The sequence below is a fragment of the Paenochrobactrum glaciei genome (assembly GCF_039522165.1).
Classification (GTDB): domain Bacteria; phylum Pseudomonadota; class Alphaproteobacteria; order Rhizobiales; family Rhizobiaceae; genus Paenochrobactrum; species Paenochrobactrum glaciei.
Genome location: NZ_BAAADE010000001.1, coordinates 66,657 through 84,393, shown reverse-complemented (window position 1 = coordinate 84,393; position 17,737 = coordinate 66,657). Strand labels below are relative to the sequence as shown.

17 protein-coding genes are annotated in these 17,737 nt (G+C 48.5%); 13 read left to right on the top strand and 4 right to left on the bottom strand.

What is annotated here, in order from left to right; genetic code table 11:
- The first annotated feature begins 22 nt into the window (after nt 1–22).
- The 5 genes from tatB to ABDZ76_RS00440 all read left to right on the top strand — a co-directional run bounded on the left by tatB (nt 23) and on the right by ABDZ76_RS00440 (nt 5,304).
- Nucleotides 23–715 carry a Sec-independent protein translocase protein TatB gene (gene tatB / locus ABDZ76_RS00460; RefSeq protein WP_343799981.1) on the top strand — a complete coding sequence of 231 codons (693 nt, stop codon included), beginning with the start codon at nt 23–25 and terminating at the stop codon, nt 713–715.
- A complete protein-coding gene (tatC, locus tag ABDZ76_RS00455; protein ID WP_343799979.1) occupies nt 712–1,527 on the top strand; it encodes a twin-arginine translocase subunit TatC in 816 nt (271 codons plus the stop codon). Before tatB ends, tatC begins: the two co-directional genes overlap by 4 nt.
- A gap of 82 nt (nt 1,528–1,609) precedes the next feature.
- Nucleotides 1,610–2,893: a serine--tRNA ligase gene (gene serS, locus ABDZ76_RS00450; RefSeq protein ID WP_343799977.1), complete on the top strand. Its 1,284-nt coding sequence runs from the start codon at nt 1,610–1,612 to the stop codon at nt 2,891–2,893.
- A gap of 113 nt (nt 2,894–3,006) precedes the next feature.
- On the top strand, nt 3,007–3,678 hold the full coding sequence (locus tag ABDZ76_RS00445) for a protein-L-isoaspartate(D-aspartate) O-methyltransferase (RefSeq protein ID WP_343799975.1): 672 nt from the start codon (nt 3,007–3,009) through the stop codon (nt 3,676–3,678).
- A gap of 249 nt (nt 3,679–3,927) precedes the next feature.
- Nucleotides 3,928–5,304 (top strand): peptidoglycan DD-metalloendopeptidase family protein, encoded by a 1,377-nt coding sequence (locus ABDZ76_RS00440; RefSeq protein ID WP_343799972.1) that lies wholly within the window; start codon nt 3,928–3,930, stop codon nt 5,302–5,304.
- 79 nt (nt 5,305–5,383) lie between these two features.
- On the opposite strand, the gene ABDZ76_RS00435 is transcribed toward ABDZ76_RS00440, so the two are convergent.
- The gene (locus ABDZ76_RS00435) at nt 5,384–6,259 is read right to left on the bottom strand and encodes an ATP-binding protein (protein ID WP_343799970.1); all 876 of its coding nucleotides are present in this window, start codon (nt 6,257–6,259) and stop codon (nt 5,384–5,386) included.
- A 227-nt stretch (nt 6,260–6,486) separates the two neighbouring features.
- On the opposite strand from ABDZ76_RS00435, the gene yajC reads away from it, so the two are divergent.
- From yajC to ABDZ76_RS00395, 8 genes are all read left to right on the top strand, one after another.
- Nucleotides 6,487–6,828: a preprotein translocase subunit YajC gene (gene yajC / locus ABDZ76_RS00430; RefSeq protein ID WP_343799968.1), complete on the top strand. Its 342-nt coding sequence runs from the start codon at nt 6,487–6,489 to the stop codon at nt 6,826–6,828.
- A 637-nt stretch (nt 6,829–7,465) separates the two neighbouring features.
- Nucleotides 7,466–9,145, top strand: a complete 1,680-nt coding sequence (locus tag ABDZ76_RS00425; RefSeq protein WP_343799966.1) for a sodium:solute symporter family protein — start codon at nt 7,466–7,468, stop codon at nt 9,143–9,145.
- Between the two features lie 23 nt (nt 9,146–9,168).
- A complete protein-coding gene (locus ABDZ76_RS00420; RefSeq protein ID WP_343799964.1) occupies nt 9,169–9,294 on the top strand; it encodes a putative transporter small subunit in 126 nt (41 codons plus the stop codon).
- A 339-nt stretch (nt 9,295–9,633) separates the two neighbouring features.
- On the top strand, nt 9,634–11,106 hold the full coding sequence (locus ABDZ76_RS00415) for a DEAD/DEAH box helicase (protein WP_374844540.1): 1,473 nt from the start codon (nt 9,634–9,636) through the stop codon (nt 11,104–11,106).
- Nucleotides 11,107–11,300: 194 nt separating this feature from the next.
- Complete coding sequence (locus tag ABDZ76_RS00410) at nt 11,301–12,332, top strand: cysteine synthase A (protein WP_343799960.1); 1,032 nt, start codon at nt 11,301–11,303, stop codon at nt 12,330–12,332.
- Nucleotides 12,329–13,072 carry an alanyl-tRNA editing protein gene (locus ABDZ76_RS00405; RefSeq protein WP_343799958.1) on the top strand — a complete coding sequence of 248 codons (744 nt, stop codon included), beginning with the start codon at nt 12,329–12,331 and terminating at the stop codon, nt 13,070–13,072. The genes ABDZ76_RS00410 and ABDZ76_RS00405 overlap by 4 nt, the downstream gene beginning before the upstream one ends.
- Nucleotides 13,073–13,108: 36 nt before the next feature.
- On the top strand, nt 13,109–13,966 hold the full coding sequence (sseA, locus tag ABDZ76_RS00400) for a 3-mercaptopyruvate sulfurtransferase (protein ID WP_343799956.1): 858 nt from the start codon (nt 13,109–13,111) through the stop codon (nt 13,964–13,966).
- A complete protein-coding gene (locus ABDZ76_RS00395; RefSeq protein WP_343799954.1) occupies nt 13,959–14,501 on the top strand; it encodes a GNAT family N-acetyltransferase in 543 nt (180 codons plus the stop codon). The genes sseA and ABDZ76_RS00395 overlap by 8 nt, the downstream gene beginning before the upstream one ends.
- Before the next feature lies 1 nt (nt 14,502).
- Here ABDZ76_RS00395 and ABDZ76_RS00390 read toward each other — a convergent pair whose 3' ends face one another.
- The 3 genes from ABDZ76_RS00390 to scpC all read right to left on the bottom strand — a co-directional run bounded on the left by ABDZ76_RS00390 (nt 14,503) and on the right by scpC (nt 17,444).
- Nucleotides 14,503–15,276: a GGDEF domain-containing protein gene (locus ABDZ76_RS00390; protein WP_343799952.1), complete on the bottom strand. Its 774-nt coding sequence runs from the start codon at nt 15,274–15,276 to the stop codon at nt 14,503–14,505.
- 260 nt (nt 15,277–15,536) lie between these two features.
- Entirely contained in the window at nt 15,537–15,932 is a 396-nt protein-coding gene (locus ABDZ76_RS00385; protein WP_343799950.1) for an MAPEG family protein, read from the bottom strand.
- 6 nt (nt 15,933–15,938) lie between these two features.
- Nucleotides 15,939–17,444: a succinyl-CoA:acetate CoA-transferase ScpC gene (gene scpC, locus ABDZ76_RS00380; protein ID WP_343799948.1), complete on the bottom strand. Its 1,506-nt coding sequence runs from the start codon at nt 17,442–17,444 to the stop codon at nt 15,939–15,941.
- Nucleotides 17,445–17,737 lie beyond the last annotated feature (293 nt).

Below are 17,737 nucleotides of genomic sequence, written 5' to 3'. Positions count from 1 at the left end.
CAGATAAGCGCGAGGGTATAAAATGCTTGATATTGGTTGGTCCGAAATACTTGTTATCGCAGTCGTTATGATTGTGGTTGTCGGACCCAAAGATTTGCCAAAAATGCTGCGTGCATTCGGCAAGGCTACGTCGCGCATGCGCACCACCGCCAATGAGTTTAAACGTCAGTTTGATGATGCGCTTAAAGAAGCAGAACTTGATGATGTCAAAACAATCATCGATGAAACCCGTAAGCTCGACCCACGCGGAAAAATGACACAGGTTTTTGACCCGATCCGCTCTGCCGGTAATGATTTGAAAGCAAGTCTCAATCAATCACCAAAACCTGAACAGTCTGCAAAACCAGTCGATTCTTCAATCTATAAAGATGGTGAAAAACCAGCTGAGCCGGAAGCGACCGCATCTGTGAGTGAAGTAAAATCACCATCAGATGCGATTGCTGAAGCTGTAAAGAAGAATTTACCTGAAGAGGTGAAGGCAGAAGCGGTAAAGCCAGCCAAAGAGCCTCTGAAAGCAGAAGCAAAAGTTAAGTCCGCACCGAAAGAGAAGGCTGCGCCTAAGACATCGGCTGCTAAAGCGCCTGCAACGAAAGCTGCCGTTAAGACCGCCGCTACAAAATCGGCAGCGCCTAAAAAAGCACCTGCAAAAAAAGCATCGGCTCCAAAGGCGAGCGCTAAAAAACCTGCTGCAAAAACGACAGGAACGAATGAGTGACCAAACACGACGATGAGATTGAGCAGAGCGCAGCTCCGCTCCTTGAGCACCTGATTGAACTGCGTCGCCGTCTGATCTGGGCGATTTTGGCGTTTTTTGTCGCCTTTGTTCTTTGTTTCGCTTTTGCCAAGCAGCTGTTTAACCTGCTTGTTGTGCCTTATCAGTGGGCGATTGATTGGGCGGGCTTGGATCGCTCCAAAGCCGAATTGATTTATACGGCACCTCAGGAATTTTTCTTCACGCAGGTTAAAGTCGCCATGTTCGGCGGTCTTGTGCTGGCATTTCCGATCATCGCTTCACAGATTTATAAATTTGTGGCACCGGGTCTCTATAAGCACGAAAGAATGGCATTTTTGCCGTTTTTGATTGCGTCGCCTTTATTATTTCTTGTTGGCGCAGCACTGGTTTATTTCTTCTTCATCCCAATGGTGATGTGGTTCTTCCTTGCCATGCAGCAATCTGGCGGCGGCGGTGAAGTGCAGATTTCGCTGTTGCCGAAAGTGTCTGAATATTTAAGCCTGATCATGACATTGATTATGGCTTTTGGTTTAGTGTTCCAGTTGCCGGTTGTCACCAGCCTGATGGCACGTGCCGGTTTGCTGACCTCGCAAGGCCTTAAGGACAAGCGCAAATATGCGATTGTGATTGCCTTTGTGGTGGCTGCAGTCCTGACCCCGCCGGATCCTGCCAGCCAGATCGGCTTGGCAATCCCGACCATTCTGCTCTACGAAGTTTCGATTATTATGGCTCGGATGATTGAGCGTAAAAGAGCAGAAAATAACAATACAGATGAGAGTTCATCTGAAGAGTAAAATCGGCTAAAAAGAATGAGGGATCACGCACTATAAGTGGGTGATCCTTATAGTGTATTATTTTTGTGAAACGGCTTTTCTTATGCATGATATCAAATGGATCCGCGAAAACCCTGAAGGTTTCGATGCAGCTTTGCAAAAACGTGGTGTTGCTCCTCAATCCGCGCATTTGATTGCGCTGGACGAACAGCGCCGTCTGCACATTGCTAAGGTGCAGGAAGCGCAGGAGCGCCGCAATGCTGCATCCAAAGAAATCGGCAAGGCGATGGCTTCCAAAGATATGGAAACAGCCGAAAAGCTGAAAACTGAAGTAGGTGAACTGAAAAACTTCCTGAGCGAAGCTGAGGAAGAAGAACGCCGTCTTAATCAGGAACTGACCACAGCGCTTTCAACATTGCCGAATATTCCGTTGGAATCCGTGCCTCTTGGTCAGGATGAAAACGACAATGTGGAAATCCGCCGCGTTGGTAATCAGAAGAATTTTGCCTTTGAGCCGAAAGAACATTTCGAAATTGGCGAAAATCTTGGCCTGATGAACTTTGAACGTGCGGCTAAAATTGCCGGTTCACGTTTTACGGTTCTGACCGGTGCTTTGGCACGCCTTGAGCGCGCTCTTGGTCAGTTTATGCTGGATCTGCACACAACCGAGCACGGCTACACAGAAGTGATGCCGCCACTGATGGTGCGTGATGAAGCGATGTATGGCACCGGCCAGTTGCCAAAATTCAGCGAAGACCTGTTCCGTACCACCGATGGCCGCTGGCTGATCCCGACCTCGGAAGTGCCGCTGACCAATCTGGTGGCGCAGGAAATTCTTGATGGCCGCACATTGCCGCTGCGCTTTACAGCATTGACCCCTTGCTTCCGTTCAGAAGCCGGTTCTGCTGGCCGTGACACACGCGGTATGCTGCGTCAGCACCAGTTCCTTAAAGTGGAAATGGTGTCGATCACCAATGCTGAAAACGCCATTGATGAACATGAGCGCATGACAGCTTGTGCAGAAGAAGTGCTCAAGCGCCTTGATATTCCGTTCCGCACCGTTGTGCTTTGCACAGGCGATATGGGCTTTGGCGCACAGAAAACCTACGATATCGAAGCATGGATTCCGGGTCAGAAGACCTATCGCGAAATTTCCAGTTGCTCGGTTTGTGGTGATTTTCAGGGACGCCGCATGAATGCGCGTTACCGTGTTGAAGGTGAGAAAAGCACCCGTCACGTTTATACGCTTAATGGCTCAGGTGTAGCGGTTGGCCGTGCGCTTATTGCAGTGATTGAAAACTATCAGCAGGAAGATGGCTGCATTATTGTTCCTGAAGTTTTGGTGCCTTACATGGGCGGCATGACAAAAATCGAAAAAGTAATTTAAGTTTTTTCGGATAAAGAAGACCTGCCGGATTTCATGAATGACTTCATTAATATCCGGCAGGTATTTTAAAAAATCCGGAGCGGTTTTGTTGCTTCGGTTAAGGAGCGCACATAATGAACCGGGCTTCGGCACATAAGCGGCCAAAAATGTCGGAACGGGAGGGGTTTGCAGCATTCGTTTTGCGTATGCGTGCAATCGGTCTTCATGATCCGCGTTTGTTTGCTGCTATCGAATCTGTGCAGCGGCAGAGTTTCATTGATGTGAACTGGATGGATTTGGCTTATTCATCCCGCACTATTCCGCTGCCTTGCGGCGAATATGTTGAAAGCCTTGATGAACAGACCCGTATTTTGTCGGCTCTGAATATTGAACAAAACCACCGTATTTTAGAAATTGGTACAGGCTCCGGTTTTACTGCTGCTGTGATGGGGCGCTTGGCGACGCGGGTCACAAGCCTTGATCGTTATCGCAGCCTTTGCGAGCATGCGCGTACTTGTATTCAGGCTTTGCAGATTGAGAATATCAACGTCAAACATGCCGATGGTCGCCATGGTGCGGCAGGCGGGCCGTTTGACCGTATTGTCTCATGGGTTGCTTTTGAGGAGCTGCCAAAACACTATATTGATCTGCTTGCCACGCATGGCGTGCTGATTGCGCCAGTGGGGCCGGGGGATGGTGTTCAGGTGATGACAAAATTGTCAAAAGTCGGCAGTCGTTTTGAGCAGGAAGATTTGCTCTATGTGCGCTATCAGCCGTTTATCGACGGGCTTTCTTCCGTCCTTTAAAATGATTCTTAACTGATTGGTTGATTTGCTTCACTTTTTTAAAGTGATAATCGTCATTTATAAGCAAAAATGATGAATGCGCAGCTATTTGCGATTTGATGAAAATTTCAGCTAAAACAGGTGTTTATCGGGGTCTTTTGGCCAGTTTTAGCCTTATGGTATCTAATTTATAAATATTTTTCGCCGAATTTACGAATTTTAACCAGAGAGTAACATTAACGGGTTTTAATCAGTCTATAGAGTTTGAGTATGGACGGGTTCAAAATGCGTATCAGAATTTTACAGCAAACGTCCGAGCGCCTGATGCGGAACGTCGCTATCGTTCTGATCGCCGGATTTGCAGCGGGTTGCAGTGCCGATACGATGCGTTTTTCTGACGGGCTTTATGCATCCGCGACGCCATCGGCACCTGTTAATCGTTCGGGTCAGCAAGTTGATGGCGGTTATACAGCATCAGTGCAGCCGGTTTCATCAGGCAGTGTACAGCGTAATGAGCTGCCGCCTGTGTCGAGTGGTTCTGTCGTTGCCTCCGTTCAGCAATCGGCAAATGACCAATATAATCAGGCAAGAACAAATGTCGTCAATCAGGCGAATAGCCAGATTAGTCAGGCGACTGCCGCCGCAGGTGCTGCTGCAAGCAGCATGGTCGTTCAGTCCGGTGATTCCCTTTATGGTATTGCGCGTCGTGCGGGTGTAAGCCCTGCCGAGTTGATGCAGGCCAATGGTATTACCGATGCCAACAATATTAAAATCGGCCAGACACTGAAAATTCCGGCAGGTGGTGCAGTGCTTGCTGCCGCGGGAACTGCCGCACAAGGCCAGTTGGCTGGTGCTAAGGAGCAGGTTCTGGGTCAGATTCCGGCATCTGCAACAACGGTTCAGCAAAATGTTGCTGCTGCTAAAACGGCTATTCAGTCTGGCGGTTATTCCGTTAAGGCCGGTGATTCTTTGAATGCAATTGCACAAAGCCACGGCATTTCAGTTGATGAACTGAAAAAAGCCAATGGTTTAAGCAACGGGGCGATCCGTGTTGGTCAGTCTTTGATTATTCCGCCTAAGGGTGCCGCGACTGCACCTCAGCAGGTGGCGTCCGTTGCCCCGCAGCAAAATGCGGTTGATGCAACCAAGACAGCACCGGCTGCCAATAATCAGACCAATGATGTAAAACCTTACACGCCGCCAAAAGCAAGCAATCAAGTGATTGAAGATGCGCAGAAAGATGCGTCGATTGCACCGTCTTCAACCGGCATTTCACAGATGCGCTGGCCGGTACGTGGCCGTATCCTGTCCAGCTATGGTCAGCGTGAGGGCACAGCCGTTAATGACGGTATCGATATTATGGTTCCGGAAGGCACACCTGTTAAGGCAGCCGAAAACGGCGTTGTGATCTATTCAGGCGATGGTTTGAAGGAATTCGGCAATACGGTGCTGATCCGCCATGATAATGGTCTGGTGACTGTTTATGGTCATAATAGTGCTATTACCGTGCAGCGCGGCCAGAAAGTACGTCGCGGTGATGAAATTGCTAAATCCGGTATGACCGGTAATGCAAAATCACCAAAACTGCATTTTGAAGTGCGCAAGAATTCAACGCCGGTTAATCCGAATAAATATCTCGAAAGCTGATATTTTAGCTTAAAATCAGAAAAAGCCCTGAAAGATGATCTCTTTCGGGGCTTTTTTCTTATAGCTAAATTTTGTTTTATCAGATGTGAACGCGCAAACGCCCGGCCAGATCCTGAATAAACTGCCATGCAACACGGCCTGAACGATGCCCGCGGGTAGCAGACCAGGTAAGGGCTTCGCGATGTAATTGCTCTTGCTCAACCGGCAGCTTGTAATGGGTGGCATAGCCATCGATCATTGCCAGATAATCATCCTGGCTGCATTTATGAAAGCCGAGCCACAGACCAAAACGATCCGAGAGTGAAACCTTCTCTTCAATCGCTTCCGATGGATTAATGGCGCTTGAACGCTCATTATCAATCATATCGCGCGGCATTAAATGGCGGCGATTGGATGTTGCATAGAAGATCACATTGGAAGAGCGGCCTTCAACGCCGCCATCAAGCGCTGCTTTTAGTGATTTGTATGATGTGTCATCGTGGTCAAACGACAAATCATCGCAAAACAATATGAAGCGGTAAGGCGCTTTTTTGATGAGGTTCATTAAGGCCGGTAATGAATCAATATCTTCGCGGTGAATTTCAATCAGCTTTAAAGCTGGTTCGTCGCCGCGTGCTGCATTGATGCTGGCATGGGATGCTTTGACAAGCGAAGATTTACCCATGCCGCGTGCGCCCCATAAAAGCACGTTATTGGCCGGATAACCTTTGGCAAAGCGGGTTGTGTTTTCCACCAATTGATCACGCACCAGATCGACGCCCTGAATCAGGTTAATATCAACGCGGTTGACGGATTCAACAGGTGCCAAATAGGTTTGCTCCGGTTCCCAGACGAAACAATCGGCCTGCTCGAAATCAGGTGCAGCAGGCAGAGGGGCGGACAAACGCTCAACAGCAGCAATAAGACGATCAAGCTTATGTTCAAGCGTATCAGTTGTCGGACTATTATTACTCATGCATTTTCCAGTCTAAGCCACGGTTTAATGACATTCTTTGGTTGGGCTTTGGTCGGGCATTTTCAAGCGCCTATTTTGTTATTCAGTGGCTGAAAAGAGGTGTAACATGACAATCGATAAGGGAAAAGTAGACTCTATTGCTTTGCAACGGTTGCAATTGCCGCAATAACCATTGTAATGCCGGTATTAATTGCCTTTTGATCGAGGTTTTAAAGGAGATATCCCGCATGTTCATCACTCCGGCCTACGCACAAGCAGCAGGTTCACCGCTTGGTCCTGATATGCTCATGAGCATTTTGCCGTTCGTTCTCATCTTTGTTGTTATGTACTTCCTCATCATCCGCCCTCAGCGCGCACAGATGAAGAAGCGTCAGGAACAGCTATCTGCAATTCGTCGCGGCGACAGCGTCGTAACCGGTGGCGGTATTCTTGGTAAAGTGACCAAGGTTTCCGATGATGGTGAACTGGAAGTTGAGATTGCTGAAGGTGTACGCATTAAAGTATTGCGCACCACTATTGCTGATGTTCGCAATAAAGGCGAACCGGTTGCAGACAATAAGGCTAAGTAATTCTTGGCTTCTAGCTTAAGTAATTAAGCAATTTTTAAAATACCGCATAATACTGATTTTAACATCGGTTATGCGGTATTTTTGTTTTTGAATATTGTTTTGAAATTCGTATTTATCCACTTGTTGAGTTTGCAGGGTGGACTTAGCCGCAAAAAAAACATAAAGTCGAATCGTAGTGTGTAGCTTAAAACTTTTAGCTGCATTGGGATCACTACTGAGACACGCGCATCTTATGCTGCATTATATTGTCTCTATCGGCTGCATTCAGGCGGTCGGGCTTCATATGCCGAAGCATATCCCAAACCTGACATAATGGCTCCTCATAAGGATATGTCAGGAACATAAGCTCGTCTTTGTGGCAGCCTTTTACACGGATGTTCTATCCGTAGCGTTTTTCTTTGAGCGTTGAAGGCATAGCCACCATTGATGGTTGCGAGTTATGTGCTTTTTGCCCGTTTTAAATGTCGCTCATCGCGGCATTGCTTCTGCTCGGGCTGAATTTGTTTTCGGCGTCTTTTGAAGCCTGTTTCAGCGTGTTTTTGCTTTGATGAGCAGAAACGCGACGGGATTGGCATGTGTTTTTTTATGCTTTGCCTTTGGGCGGGTACGAAAAAACAAAAAGAAGGAAAATAATTGCATGCAGGAGACTGAGTTCTTCCAGTTATCAACGACCACAGCGATTTTATTATTGCTGGGGTTTTATGGCGCGACATTTTTAATGTCGCTGACGATCGGCAGAAAAAATGAAACTGCTGACGGTTATATGGTTTCCAACAGTGCTGTTGGTTTCGGATTATCCGCCGCCAGCATGATTGCAACCTGGATATGGGCGGCATCTTTTTATGCAAGCGCCACTTCGGGATATAAATATGGCCTTTCGGGACCGATACATTATGGTTTCTGGGGCGCATTGATGATTTTATTCATCTATCCTTTCGGGAGACGTTTTCGTAAACTTGCCCCACAGGCGCACACGCTGGCAGAGGTGATCCACGCCCGCCACGGACGTTCCAGCCAGTTGATTATGGCTATTTCAAATCTGATCGGCAGTACCATCAGCCTGATGGTCAATTTTACCGCGGCCGGTGCACTTGTTTCAGTTTTAAGCCCGTTATCATTTATTCAAGGTGTGCTGATCGCAGGTTTGGGTGTTTTATCATACACCTTGTGGTCAGGCTTTCGCGCTTCTGTGATGACCGACTTTTCGCAATTGGTCGCAATGATCCTCTCGGCTGTTATTATTATTCCGCTGATTTATTTTAATGCCGGTGGCTCGGATATGATCGCCGATAATTGGCATCGTTTATCGCCTGAACAGGCCAATTTCTTCTCAACTACCGCCATTTTGGAACAGGGTGCCCCTTACTTCGTTGCGGTTCTTGCCTATGCCATTGGTAATCAGACCATTGCGCAGCGTTTGTTTGCGGTGCGTGAAGATTTGATCCAATCAACTTTTTTAACCGCTACCATTGGTTATGGTGCAGTGGTTATTGGTCTTGGAATGCTGGGACTTCTGGCTTTGTTTGCGGGTATTGTGCCGGTTGATGGCGATATGAACAATATCATTCCGCAAATGGCATCGGCCTATTTGCCACCCGCTGGCATCGCGTTGTTTTTCATTTTGGTGATCGGTTCGCTATCCTCAACAGCAGATGCGGATTTATGTGCACTGTCGGCCATTGTGATGACCGATATCTATGGCAAAAACCTTGCCAAAGGTAAGCCGGATCCAAACAAAATGCTGCGTTGGGGCAGGGTGACGATGATCGTTGCCACCATGCTTGGCGTTATTCTTGCAACGCTGCGCTTTGATATTTTGGTGATGCTGGTTTTTGTCGGTGCGCTTTGGGGAGCCATTGTCTTTCCGGTGATCGTCAGTTTCTACTGGAACCGCGTTAGCAACTTTGCCTTCACCACTTCGGTTTTCTGTGCCGTTATTCTCTTTACTATTGTGCGTTTTGAATTGGTGCCAATTACCGGTTTTGTCGCTTCATTCTATGAGTTTTGTGCAGCGATCGGCGGTGCTGTGGTGTTGGGGCTGATGACATTCGCCTTCTTCCGTAAGGAAGTTGCTTTTGTCGTTGGCGGAGCAGCGTTCTTATTTTTTGTACCGGCATTTCATGGTTTTTTACGTGATTACATCGTGTTGACCGGCTCGCTGACAGCCTATGGCGTCAGTGCGGTTGTCTGTGTGGCACTGAGCCTGCGCAGTCAGGAACGCTTTGACTTTAGCCTTCTGTCAAAACGTGTGACCGCTTTCCATGAAGAAGAAAAACTCACCGGTATGTCTGGTAATCTGGCGCCTGCCAGAAGTTAAAATTTCAAACGAAAGGATAAAACATGAATATGCTTAGTCTTTATATTTTGATCTGGCCGATGATTTCGACAGGAATTTTGGCACTCCTCGTTATCTCGTTGTTTAAAGACATTGTGCATGCGCGCAAACATGGTTTGGCGATGGTCTGATACAAAAGAACAGGGCAGCAGCGATGCTGCCCTTTTTTAATGCTCATAAAAAACTGTGCCTTTTCATTTGCTTTTTTCTGCCAGCTGTACCATATGAAGCGAAGGCGCTTGGGCCGGTGGTTGAAATCCGGCTTTCCCACGATGGACTTTGTTGCGTCTGACTCTCCGATCACGTGAAATGGTTTTCGTGGCGAGAGGGTTCTGTGCATGGACATGCGCAGGCACGACAGCGCAAGTCGCGTGGGAACAAAACGTTTCACGCCTCGTCGTTTTCATGAAAAAAACTGATTGATGTCAGGTTGCGCCTGATGTCGTGAATGCGGTGGCATATTTTTATGCCTGCCGCTGAAAGAGATTAAATTGTCGAATGAAGATTTAAGCAGCTTTGCTGCATTAGGCATTACTGGTGTTTTGCTTAAAGGCGTTGAAGCAGCCGGAATGACCGAACCAAAGCCAATCCAGCAGCAGTCTATTCCGGCGCAGCTGGCAGGCCATGATATTCTGGGTATTGCACAGACAGGCTCAGGTAAAACTGCTGCTTTCAGTCTGCCGATCCTGGAAAAGATCATTGGTCTTGGTGACAAGCGAAAGGGTAAAACCGCGCGTGCACTTATTCTGGCACCAACCCGTGAATTGGCAGTGCAGATTGAGCAGACAATCCGCACAGTTTCCAAAAACGCCCATATTTCAACAGCACTGGTGCTGGGTGGCGTATCGCGTCTGACCCAGATCAAGCGTATGCAGGGCGGCGTAGATGTGCTGATCGCAACACCGGGTCGTTTGACTGACTTGGTGCGTGAAAACTGCATTGATCTGTCGGAAACCCGCTGGCTGGTGTTGGATGAAGCAGACCGTATGCTGGATATGGGCTTTATCAATGACGTAAAGCGCATTGCTAAAGGCACCCATAAAAACCGCCAGACTGCATTGTTCTCTGCAACCATGCCAAAAGAAATCGCCAGCCTTGCACAGACTTTGCTGCGTGATCCGGTTCGTGTGGAAGTCGCACCGCAGGGCACGACCGCTGCAGAAATTACACAAATTGTGCATCCGGTTGTAACCAAAGAAAAACGCCGCACGCTTTCCGGCCTGTTGACCGATCCGGCCATGAAAACAGTGATTGTTTTCACCCGTACCAAACATGGTGCAGATGCCGTCACACGTCATCTGGAACGCGATGGTTATGATGTAGCAGCCATCCATGGCAATAAGTCACAAAACGCGCGTCAGCGCGCTTTAAACGGCTTCCGTGATGGGACTGTCCGTATTCTGGTGGCAACGGATATTGCTGCACGCGGTATCGACGTGCCGGGCATTACCCATGTGGTCAATTATGACCTGCCGGATGAGCCGGAAACCTATGTGCATCGCATTGGCCGTACCGGCCGTAATGGCGCTGATGGTGCATCGATCACCCTTTATGATCCGGGCACAGAAAATCAGAAGCTGCGTGCAGTGGAACGCGTAATCCGCAACAAGCTGCCGATTAAAGATGCACCGGCACCTAAAGGCCCGATGCCAGAGCGTCCGCGCCTTGATAAGCCGGAGATCGCTGATCGTCCTGCCAGCAATCGTGGTAAGCCGTCTGGTCAAAAAGCCGGTAACCGTAATTCATCGCGTCCGAAATTCCGCGCTGAACGCAACCATGATGATCGCGGTGATGCTATCTGGACGAATGATGGTCGCAGCGACAATCGTAGTGAAAGCCGCGGCGAACAGCGCAACAGCAATCGTGGCCCGTCCGGTCAGCCTGCTAAAAAGCCATATCGCCGTAGTCGTCGCCCGCAAAATGGTGGTGGTCGCGCTGCCTGATCAGCTTAGCTGAAAATGAAAAACTAACAAAAGCCGCTATGTAAAAAACATAGCGGCTTTTTTGTTATGCTGAGCCGCAAAACCTTGCTTAAACACCGTTAAATCTGCAACAAATTTGCTTGAACTGTTTTAGGCTTGCCCCTAGCTTGGCCTCTCAATCTTATGTTTAAAGCTATATTTTGAAGGGAAATCCCATGCAGTCGGTGATTGATGCAATCGGCAACACGCCTTTGATCCGCTTGAAAAAAGCGTCTGAAGTCACTGGCTGTGAAATTTGGGGCAAGGCCGAGTTTCTCAATCCCGGCCAGTCGGTGAAAGATCGCGCCGCTCTTTATATTATCAGAGATGCAGAGAAGCGCGGTGTCCTGCGCCCCGGTGGTGTGATCGTGGAAGGAACTGCCGGAAATACCGGTATTGGTCTTACCATGGTTGCCAAAGCGCTTGGCTATCGAACCGTTATCATTATTCCTGAAACCCAATCGGCGGAAAAGAAAGATGCTTTGCGCTTGCTTGGCGCTGAACTTATTGAAGTGCCAGCCGCGCCTTATGCCAATCCGAATAATTATGTGCGGATGTCTGAGCGGGTGGCCAAGCAATTAGCACAAACAGAGCCGGCTGGTGCCGTTTGGGCAAATCAGTTTGACAATATCATCAACCGGCAGGCGCATATTGAAACAACGGCTGAAGAGATTTGGGTGGATACAAATGGCAAGGTTGACGGTTTTGTCAGTGCTGTTGGTTCCGGCGGTACTCTGGCCGGTATTGGTATGGGGCTGAAAGCAAAGAATAAAAATATCAAAGTGGCTCTGGCCGATCCGCATGGCGCGGCTCTATATTCCTATTACACGCAAGGGGTGTTGAAAGGGGAAGGTGATTCCATCACTGAGGGCATCGGGCAGGGGCGCATTACCGGTAATCTGGAAGGGTTTACACCGGATATGGCTTATCGCATCAGCGACCATCAGGCATTGGAGATACTCTATGATCTGGTGCAGCATGAAGGCTTATGCCTTGGCGGCTCCAGCGGTATCAATATTGCCGGTGCTATGGCGCTTGCCAAAGATATGGGGCCCGGCCACCATATCGTGACCGTCTTGTGTGATTACGGTAACCGTTATCAATCCAAACTGTTTAATCCGGCCTTTCTGCGACAGAAAAATCTCCCCGTTCCGCAATGGCTGGAAACAAAGACAGACATATCAGTTCCATATGAAAGTGTACCATGACCTATAACACGAAGAAGCTTTTTCTGGATGATGCCTATCTCACGCAGGCAGAAGCAGAAGTTGTCGCTGTGACAGAAACAGGTGGCATTATTCTGGATCAGACCGTGTTTTATGCCACATCAGGCGGTCAGCCGGGTGATAGCGGCGTTTTAAAGCGTGGTGATGAGGTGCTTATTCCTATTGCAACCACCGTTACCGGTGCTGATAAGTCGGAAATTGTGCATCAGCCGGCAGAAGGTGCGCCAAGCGTAACGGTTGGTGACAAGGTGACAATGGAAATTGACTGGCAGCGTCGTTTGAAATTGATGCGTATGCACACAGCCTGCCATATTCTTTCCATTGTTTGCCCGTTTCCTATTACTGGTGCGGCTGTTGGCGAAGATGAAAGCCGTGTGGATTTTGCTTCTCCTGATGCGCTTTACACAAAAGAGCTTGTCACCGAGAAGATGATGGAGCTTATTAATGGCAATCATCCGATCCGCATCAATTGGATCACCGATGAGGAGCTGCTTGCCAATCCGGGGCTGGTGAAATCTAAAAATGTTCGTCCGCCTGTTGGCACCGGCCATATCCGGCTGGTAGAAATTGGAGAAAATGCTTCACTGGATTCGCAACCTTGTGGCGGTACGCACGTTTCAATGACAAGTGAGATTGGCGCACTGCATATTGGCAAGGTCGAGAATAAAGGCAAAGAAAACCGCCGGTTCCGCATTCGCTTTGGTGATGCAGCAGCGGTTTGAGGTTTTAAAACCGGTCGTGGACCATGGGAGATCAGAATGACGCAGAAGAGCCGTTTTGTTGTATCACGTGACTGGTTATTAGAAAACCTGAAGACACCCGGTGTCAGAATTGTCGATGCATCCTGGTATTTGCCGGCTACAGGGCGCAATGGCAAAGCCGAGTTTGAGGAAGCGCATATTCCGGGCGCAATCTTTTTCGATCAGGATGAGATCGCCGATCATTCAACCGGTTTGCCGCATTCACTGCCTTCACCACAGCTTTTTGCCCATCATATGGGCGCTGTCGGCATTACACCGCATGATACAATTGTGGTTTATGACGGGCTTGGGTATTTCTCTGCACCGCGTGTTTGGTGGATGTTCCGCATCATGGGCGCAAAGAATGTCTTTGTGCTTGATGGTGGCTTTGACGGCTGGAAAAAGGCGGGTCTTCCGGTGACAGCTGAGAAAACCAAAGTCGCTGGCTCGCTGTTCAAGCCTCAGTTTGATGCAGATTCGGTGGTCACTTTCGACGAAATGCTGGAAGTTGTCGGCAAGAAATTAAGCCAGATTGCTGACGCACGCGGCAAAGGGCGCTTTACTGCGAAAGAGGCTGAACCGCGCGCTGGTATGCGGTCTGGCCATATGCCGGGTGCGCGTAACGTGCCGGTGACAGAAATTGCGGAAAAAGGCGAGCTGAAACCTCTTGATGAGTTGCGCCGCCTTTTCGAAAAAGCCGGTATTGATCTCAGTAAACCTGTGATAACCAGTTGCGGCTCCGGCGTTACGGCCGCAGCATTGTTTTTTGCGCTTGCCTCACTTGGTCATGAAAAATTGCGTCTTTATGACGGTTCATGGAGTGAATGGGGCGGGCGGGATGATACACCTGTAGCGACTGGCGAGGCTGATGCCTGATACTGATAAAAAGACTGTACTAACCCGTATCACTTTTCTGGAATTGGCGGAGCGTTTGAATTATGCGCTCCCCGTTCCCTCCGGTGTCAGACTGGCGATGATGCGGGCAAGCGATATACCATTGCATTTCTACCGTTATCTTTATGCGCAAGTGGGCAAAGACTATAATTGGTGGTCAAGAGCCGGTTTAAGCGATGAAAAACTAGCGGAATATGTGCACAGCGATGACACAGAAATCCATGTGCTTTACGTGAACGGCTCACCGGCCGGTTTTTGTGAACTCAGCACAAAAGGTCTGCCGGAACATGTCGAGCTGGTTTATTTTGGGCTGATTGCCGATTTTCACGGGCGAGGTCTCTCGCGCTTCTTTCTCAATGAAGCATTGAGTGCAGCATGGCTGCATGAACCGCAAAAAATCAAATTACAGACCTGTTCACTGGATAGTCCGAAAGCGCTGCAACTTTATCAGCGCATGGGCTTTTCTGCGACTGGTTGGCGCGAGGAAGAAGTGCCTTTGTTTAACGGCGAGGCATAATTTAAGCGCTTTTTTGGTGTATCTCAGTGACAAGTTGTGTTTCTGGATTAGTTTCGCTGACAAAAATCACACAATTACGGCCACGTTGCTTGGCCGTATAAAGCCCGCGATCCGCACGGCTCATGATTTGTGAGTTGGTTTCGTTCTTGGGTGCAGTGGTTGCGCCAATGCTGATGGTGAGCGGATATTGCGTACCATCAATATTGTAAAATGGTGTGGTTTCCACTTCCGAGCGAATACGTTCAGCCACACGTTTTGCGGTATCGCCGCTGGCATTGGGCAGGAAAACGCAAAATTCTTCGCCACCAATACGGCCAACCAGATCTCCCTTGCGGGTGACATTTTCAATGGCAAAAGCAATGAGTTTCAGCGCTCTGTCACCGGTCGCATGGCCAAAATTATCATTGATGGCTTTGAAGTGGTCTGCATCAAGCATCAGTAATGCACCGGTTTCAATGCGGGAGCGGGCAATTTTGATGGATTCGAACAAGGATTCCCGATTAAGTAGGCCGGTCATATGGTCAATTTTAGCGCGCGCCTGCAATTCGGCATGTGCCACTTCCAATAATTGATGCTGGTCTGCGAGTTTCTGAAACTTTGAAAACAGAATGTAAAGCGAAGGAAATGCCGTCGCAATCGGCAAAACGGCGCTTAATGTCAGCGCAGTGATGCTGATCGGATTACCGATGATGACGGCCACCAACCATGTCACAAGCACTGATAACAGTGTCACGACAAATGTAGCGAAAGCTGTTTTAAACAGCGTGTACTTCATACTAAACAACTTCTGATCGTTGAGTTTCAGGATGGTTCAATCATTTCAGTGCATGCGCAGTCTGCTGCGTGACGGACTTTTTGATAAAAGGCCGCTATGCAGTATTGGATAGCCGACAATAAAAAGTCAGAGCTGTTTTGCTTATTTGCACAGCTTGGCCACCCGATTCATCTGTTTAAAATGCTGCAAATTCGTTGCAGAACATATTTGTTCTTTCGAATATGCTTAAATTTACTTTGCCCGAAGGTGAGGGTTCTTTATCAGGGGATGATGATTGCTACAAGTATCAGTAATAGCCCAATCATCGATAAACCCCAACTTATGCTACGAAAAGGCCCTTGTCCGATGGCATAAAGCGGCAAATAGGCGATGCGCGCCAATAAAAACAGCCATGCGCCTGTCAGTGTCAATGTGCCGGTTTTGCCCGCAATATGCGCAATCAGCACTGCCGCAATAAAAAGCGGCAATGTTTCGTAGAAGTTTTTCTGGGCACGTTGGAGGCGGGAGGTGATTACCCCCACCGGCGGGCCTTGTTCGTCACGTGGCCCCATATTGTAATCAATGCCGGTTTCGCGGGTGCGAAAATTGGCAGGCGCCAGCACATAGACAATAGCCAGTACGAGGGTGGCAGTTAGTAAATAAAGCTCTGTTGTCATGCTTTATTATCCTTTGTCGCTGTCCAGACGCATAGTGCCGGTTTTCTGGCGATTAATATGCCATGAGAACGCTTCTTCGAGAAGATGCGGTGTGTGGCCACCACGGGCGCAGGCACGGTCATAATAATCATTGAGTTGCGGACGGTAATCAGGATGCGCACAGTGATCAATAATAGTGCGCGCACGCTCACGCGGGGCGAGGCCGCGCAAATCTGCCAGACCCTGCTCGGTCACCAGAATGTCCACATCATGCTCATTATGGTCAACATGGGTAACCATCGGCACGATGGATGAAATCTGACCGTTCTTGGCAATCGACTTGCTGACGAAAATGGAAATATAGGCGTTACGGGCAAAATCACCCGAACCACCAATGCCGTTCATCATATTGGTGCCGTCAACATGGGTGGAGTTTACGTTGCCGTAAATATCGAATTCCAGCGCGGTATTAATACCAATAATACCAAGACGACGGATCACTTCCGGATGGTTGCTGATCTCCTGCGGGCGCAGGATCAGGCGGTTGCGATAGCGATCGAGATTTGTGTAAACGCGCTCGGCATAAGGCTGGCTCAGCGTAATGGATGAGCCGGAGGCAAAATCCATCTTGCCCGAATCGAGAAGGTCAAAGGTAGAATCCTGCAACACTTCACTATACATGCGAAGGTTATGGAAAGGGCTTTCCGCAAAGCCTTTAAGAACCGCATTGGCAATGCTGCCGATGCCGGCCTGTAAAGGATTGAGGCTCATATTGAGCCTTCCTTTTTGCACTTCATCTTCCAGAAATTTGATCAAATGCTGGGCAATGGCTGAGGTTTCGTCATCCGCTGGCTCAACTGTTGAGGCACTGTCATATTCATTGGTAATGACAATGGCAGCGATCTTTTCAATCGGGATCGGAATATAAGGTGTACCAACACGGCTATTGCAATCCATGACGGCGATTGGTTCGCGCGATGGACGCTTGGTCGGGATATAAATATCGTGCAAACCTTCCAGCTCAAGCGGATGGTTGAGGTTGATTTCAACAATGACCTTTTCAGCCAGAATTGCAAAGCTTGCCGAATTGCCGATGGATGTGGTCGGGATGATCGCGCCGTCTTCTGTAATAGCAAGCGCTTCAACCACAGCATAATCAATCGGGCCGATTTGGTTGGAGCGGAGCTGTTCAACCGTTTCGGAGAGGTGCTGGTCAATGAACATCACCTCGCCGCGATTGATGGCAGCACGCAATGTTCTATCGACCTGAAACGGCATACGACGTTCCAGAATTTTTGCTTCCGTTAAAATTTTATCGACATCGTGACCAAGCGAAGCGCCGGTGATCAGGGTGATTTTAAACGGGTCGGTTTTGGCAATCTCTGCCATCGCAACCGGAACAGCCTTGGCATCACCGGCACGGGTAAAACCGCTCATGCCGATAATCATGCCATCTTTAATCAGGCTGGCTGCTTCATGCGCCGAAACAATTTTGCTCATTAATGATTGATTGCGGATACGTTTTTCAAGCATTCGAAACCTTCCGGTACTTTTCCGGGTGCCATCAATGAAAGCATGATGTGCACGATAGTGCTGACACAAAAATTGAAATCCCAAGCAAGGCTGAAAGGGCTAAGTCTGGGGCATATTTTATTTATACAGATTAGATCGGCAATTCCGGAACGGATTGCAATCGCTTTTAAAATTTAAAGCCGGATTTCTTTTTTAGCAATTAAATTAAAGTATGAGGATGCTAAAATACACGGTTGATTTGATTGTAATAAAAGCTGTTTCTTGAAAATAAAAAAGGGATCACATTGCTGTGA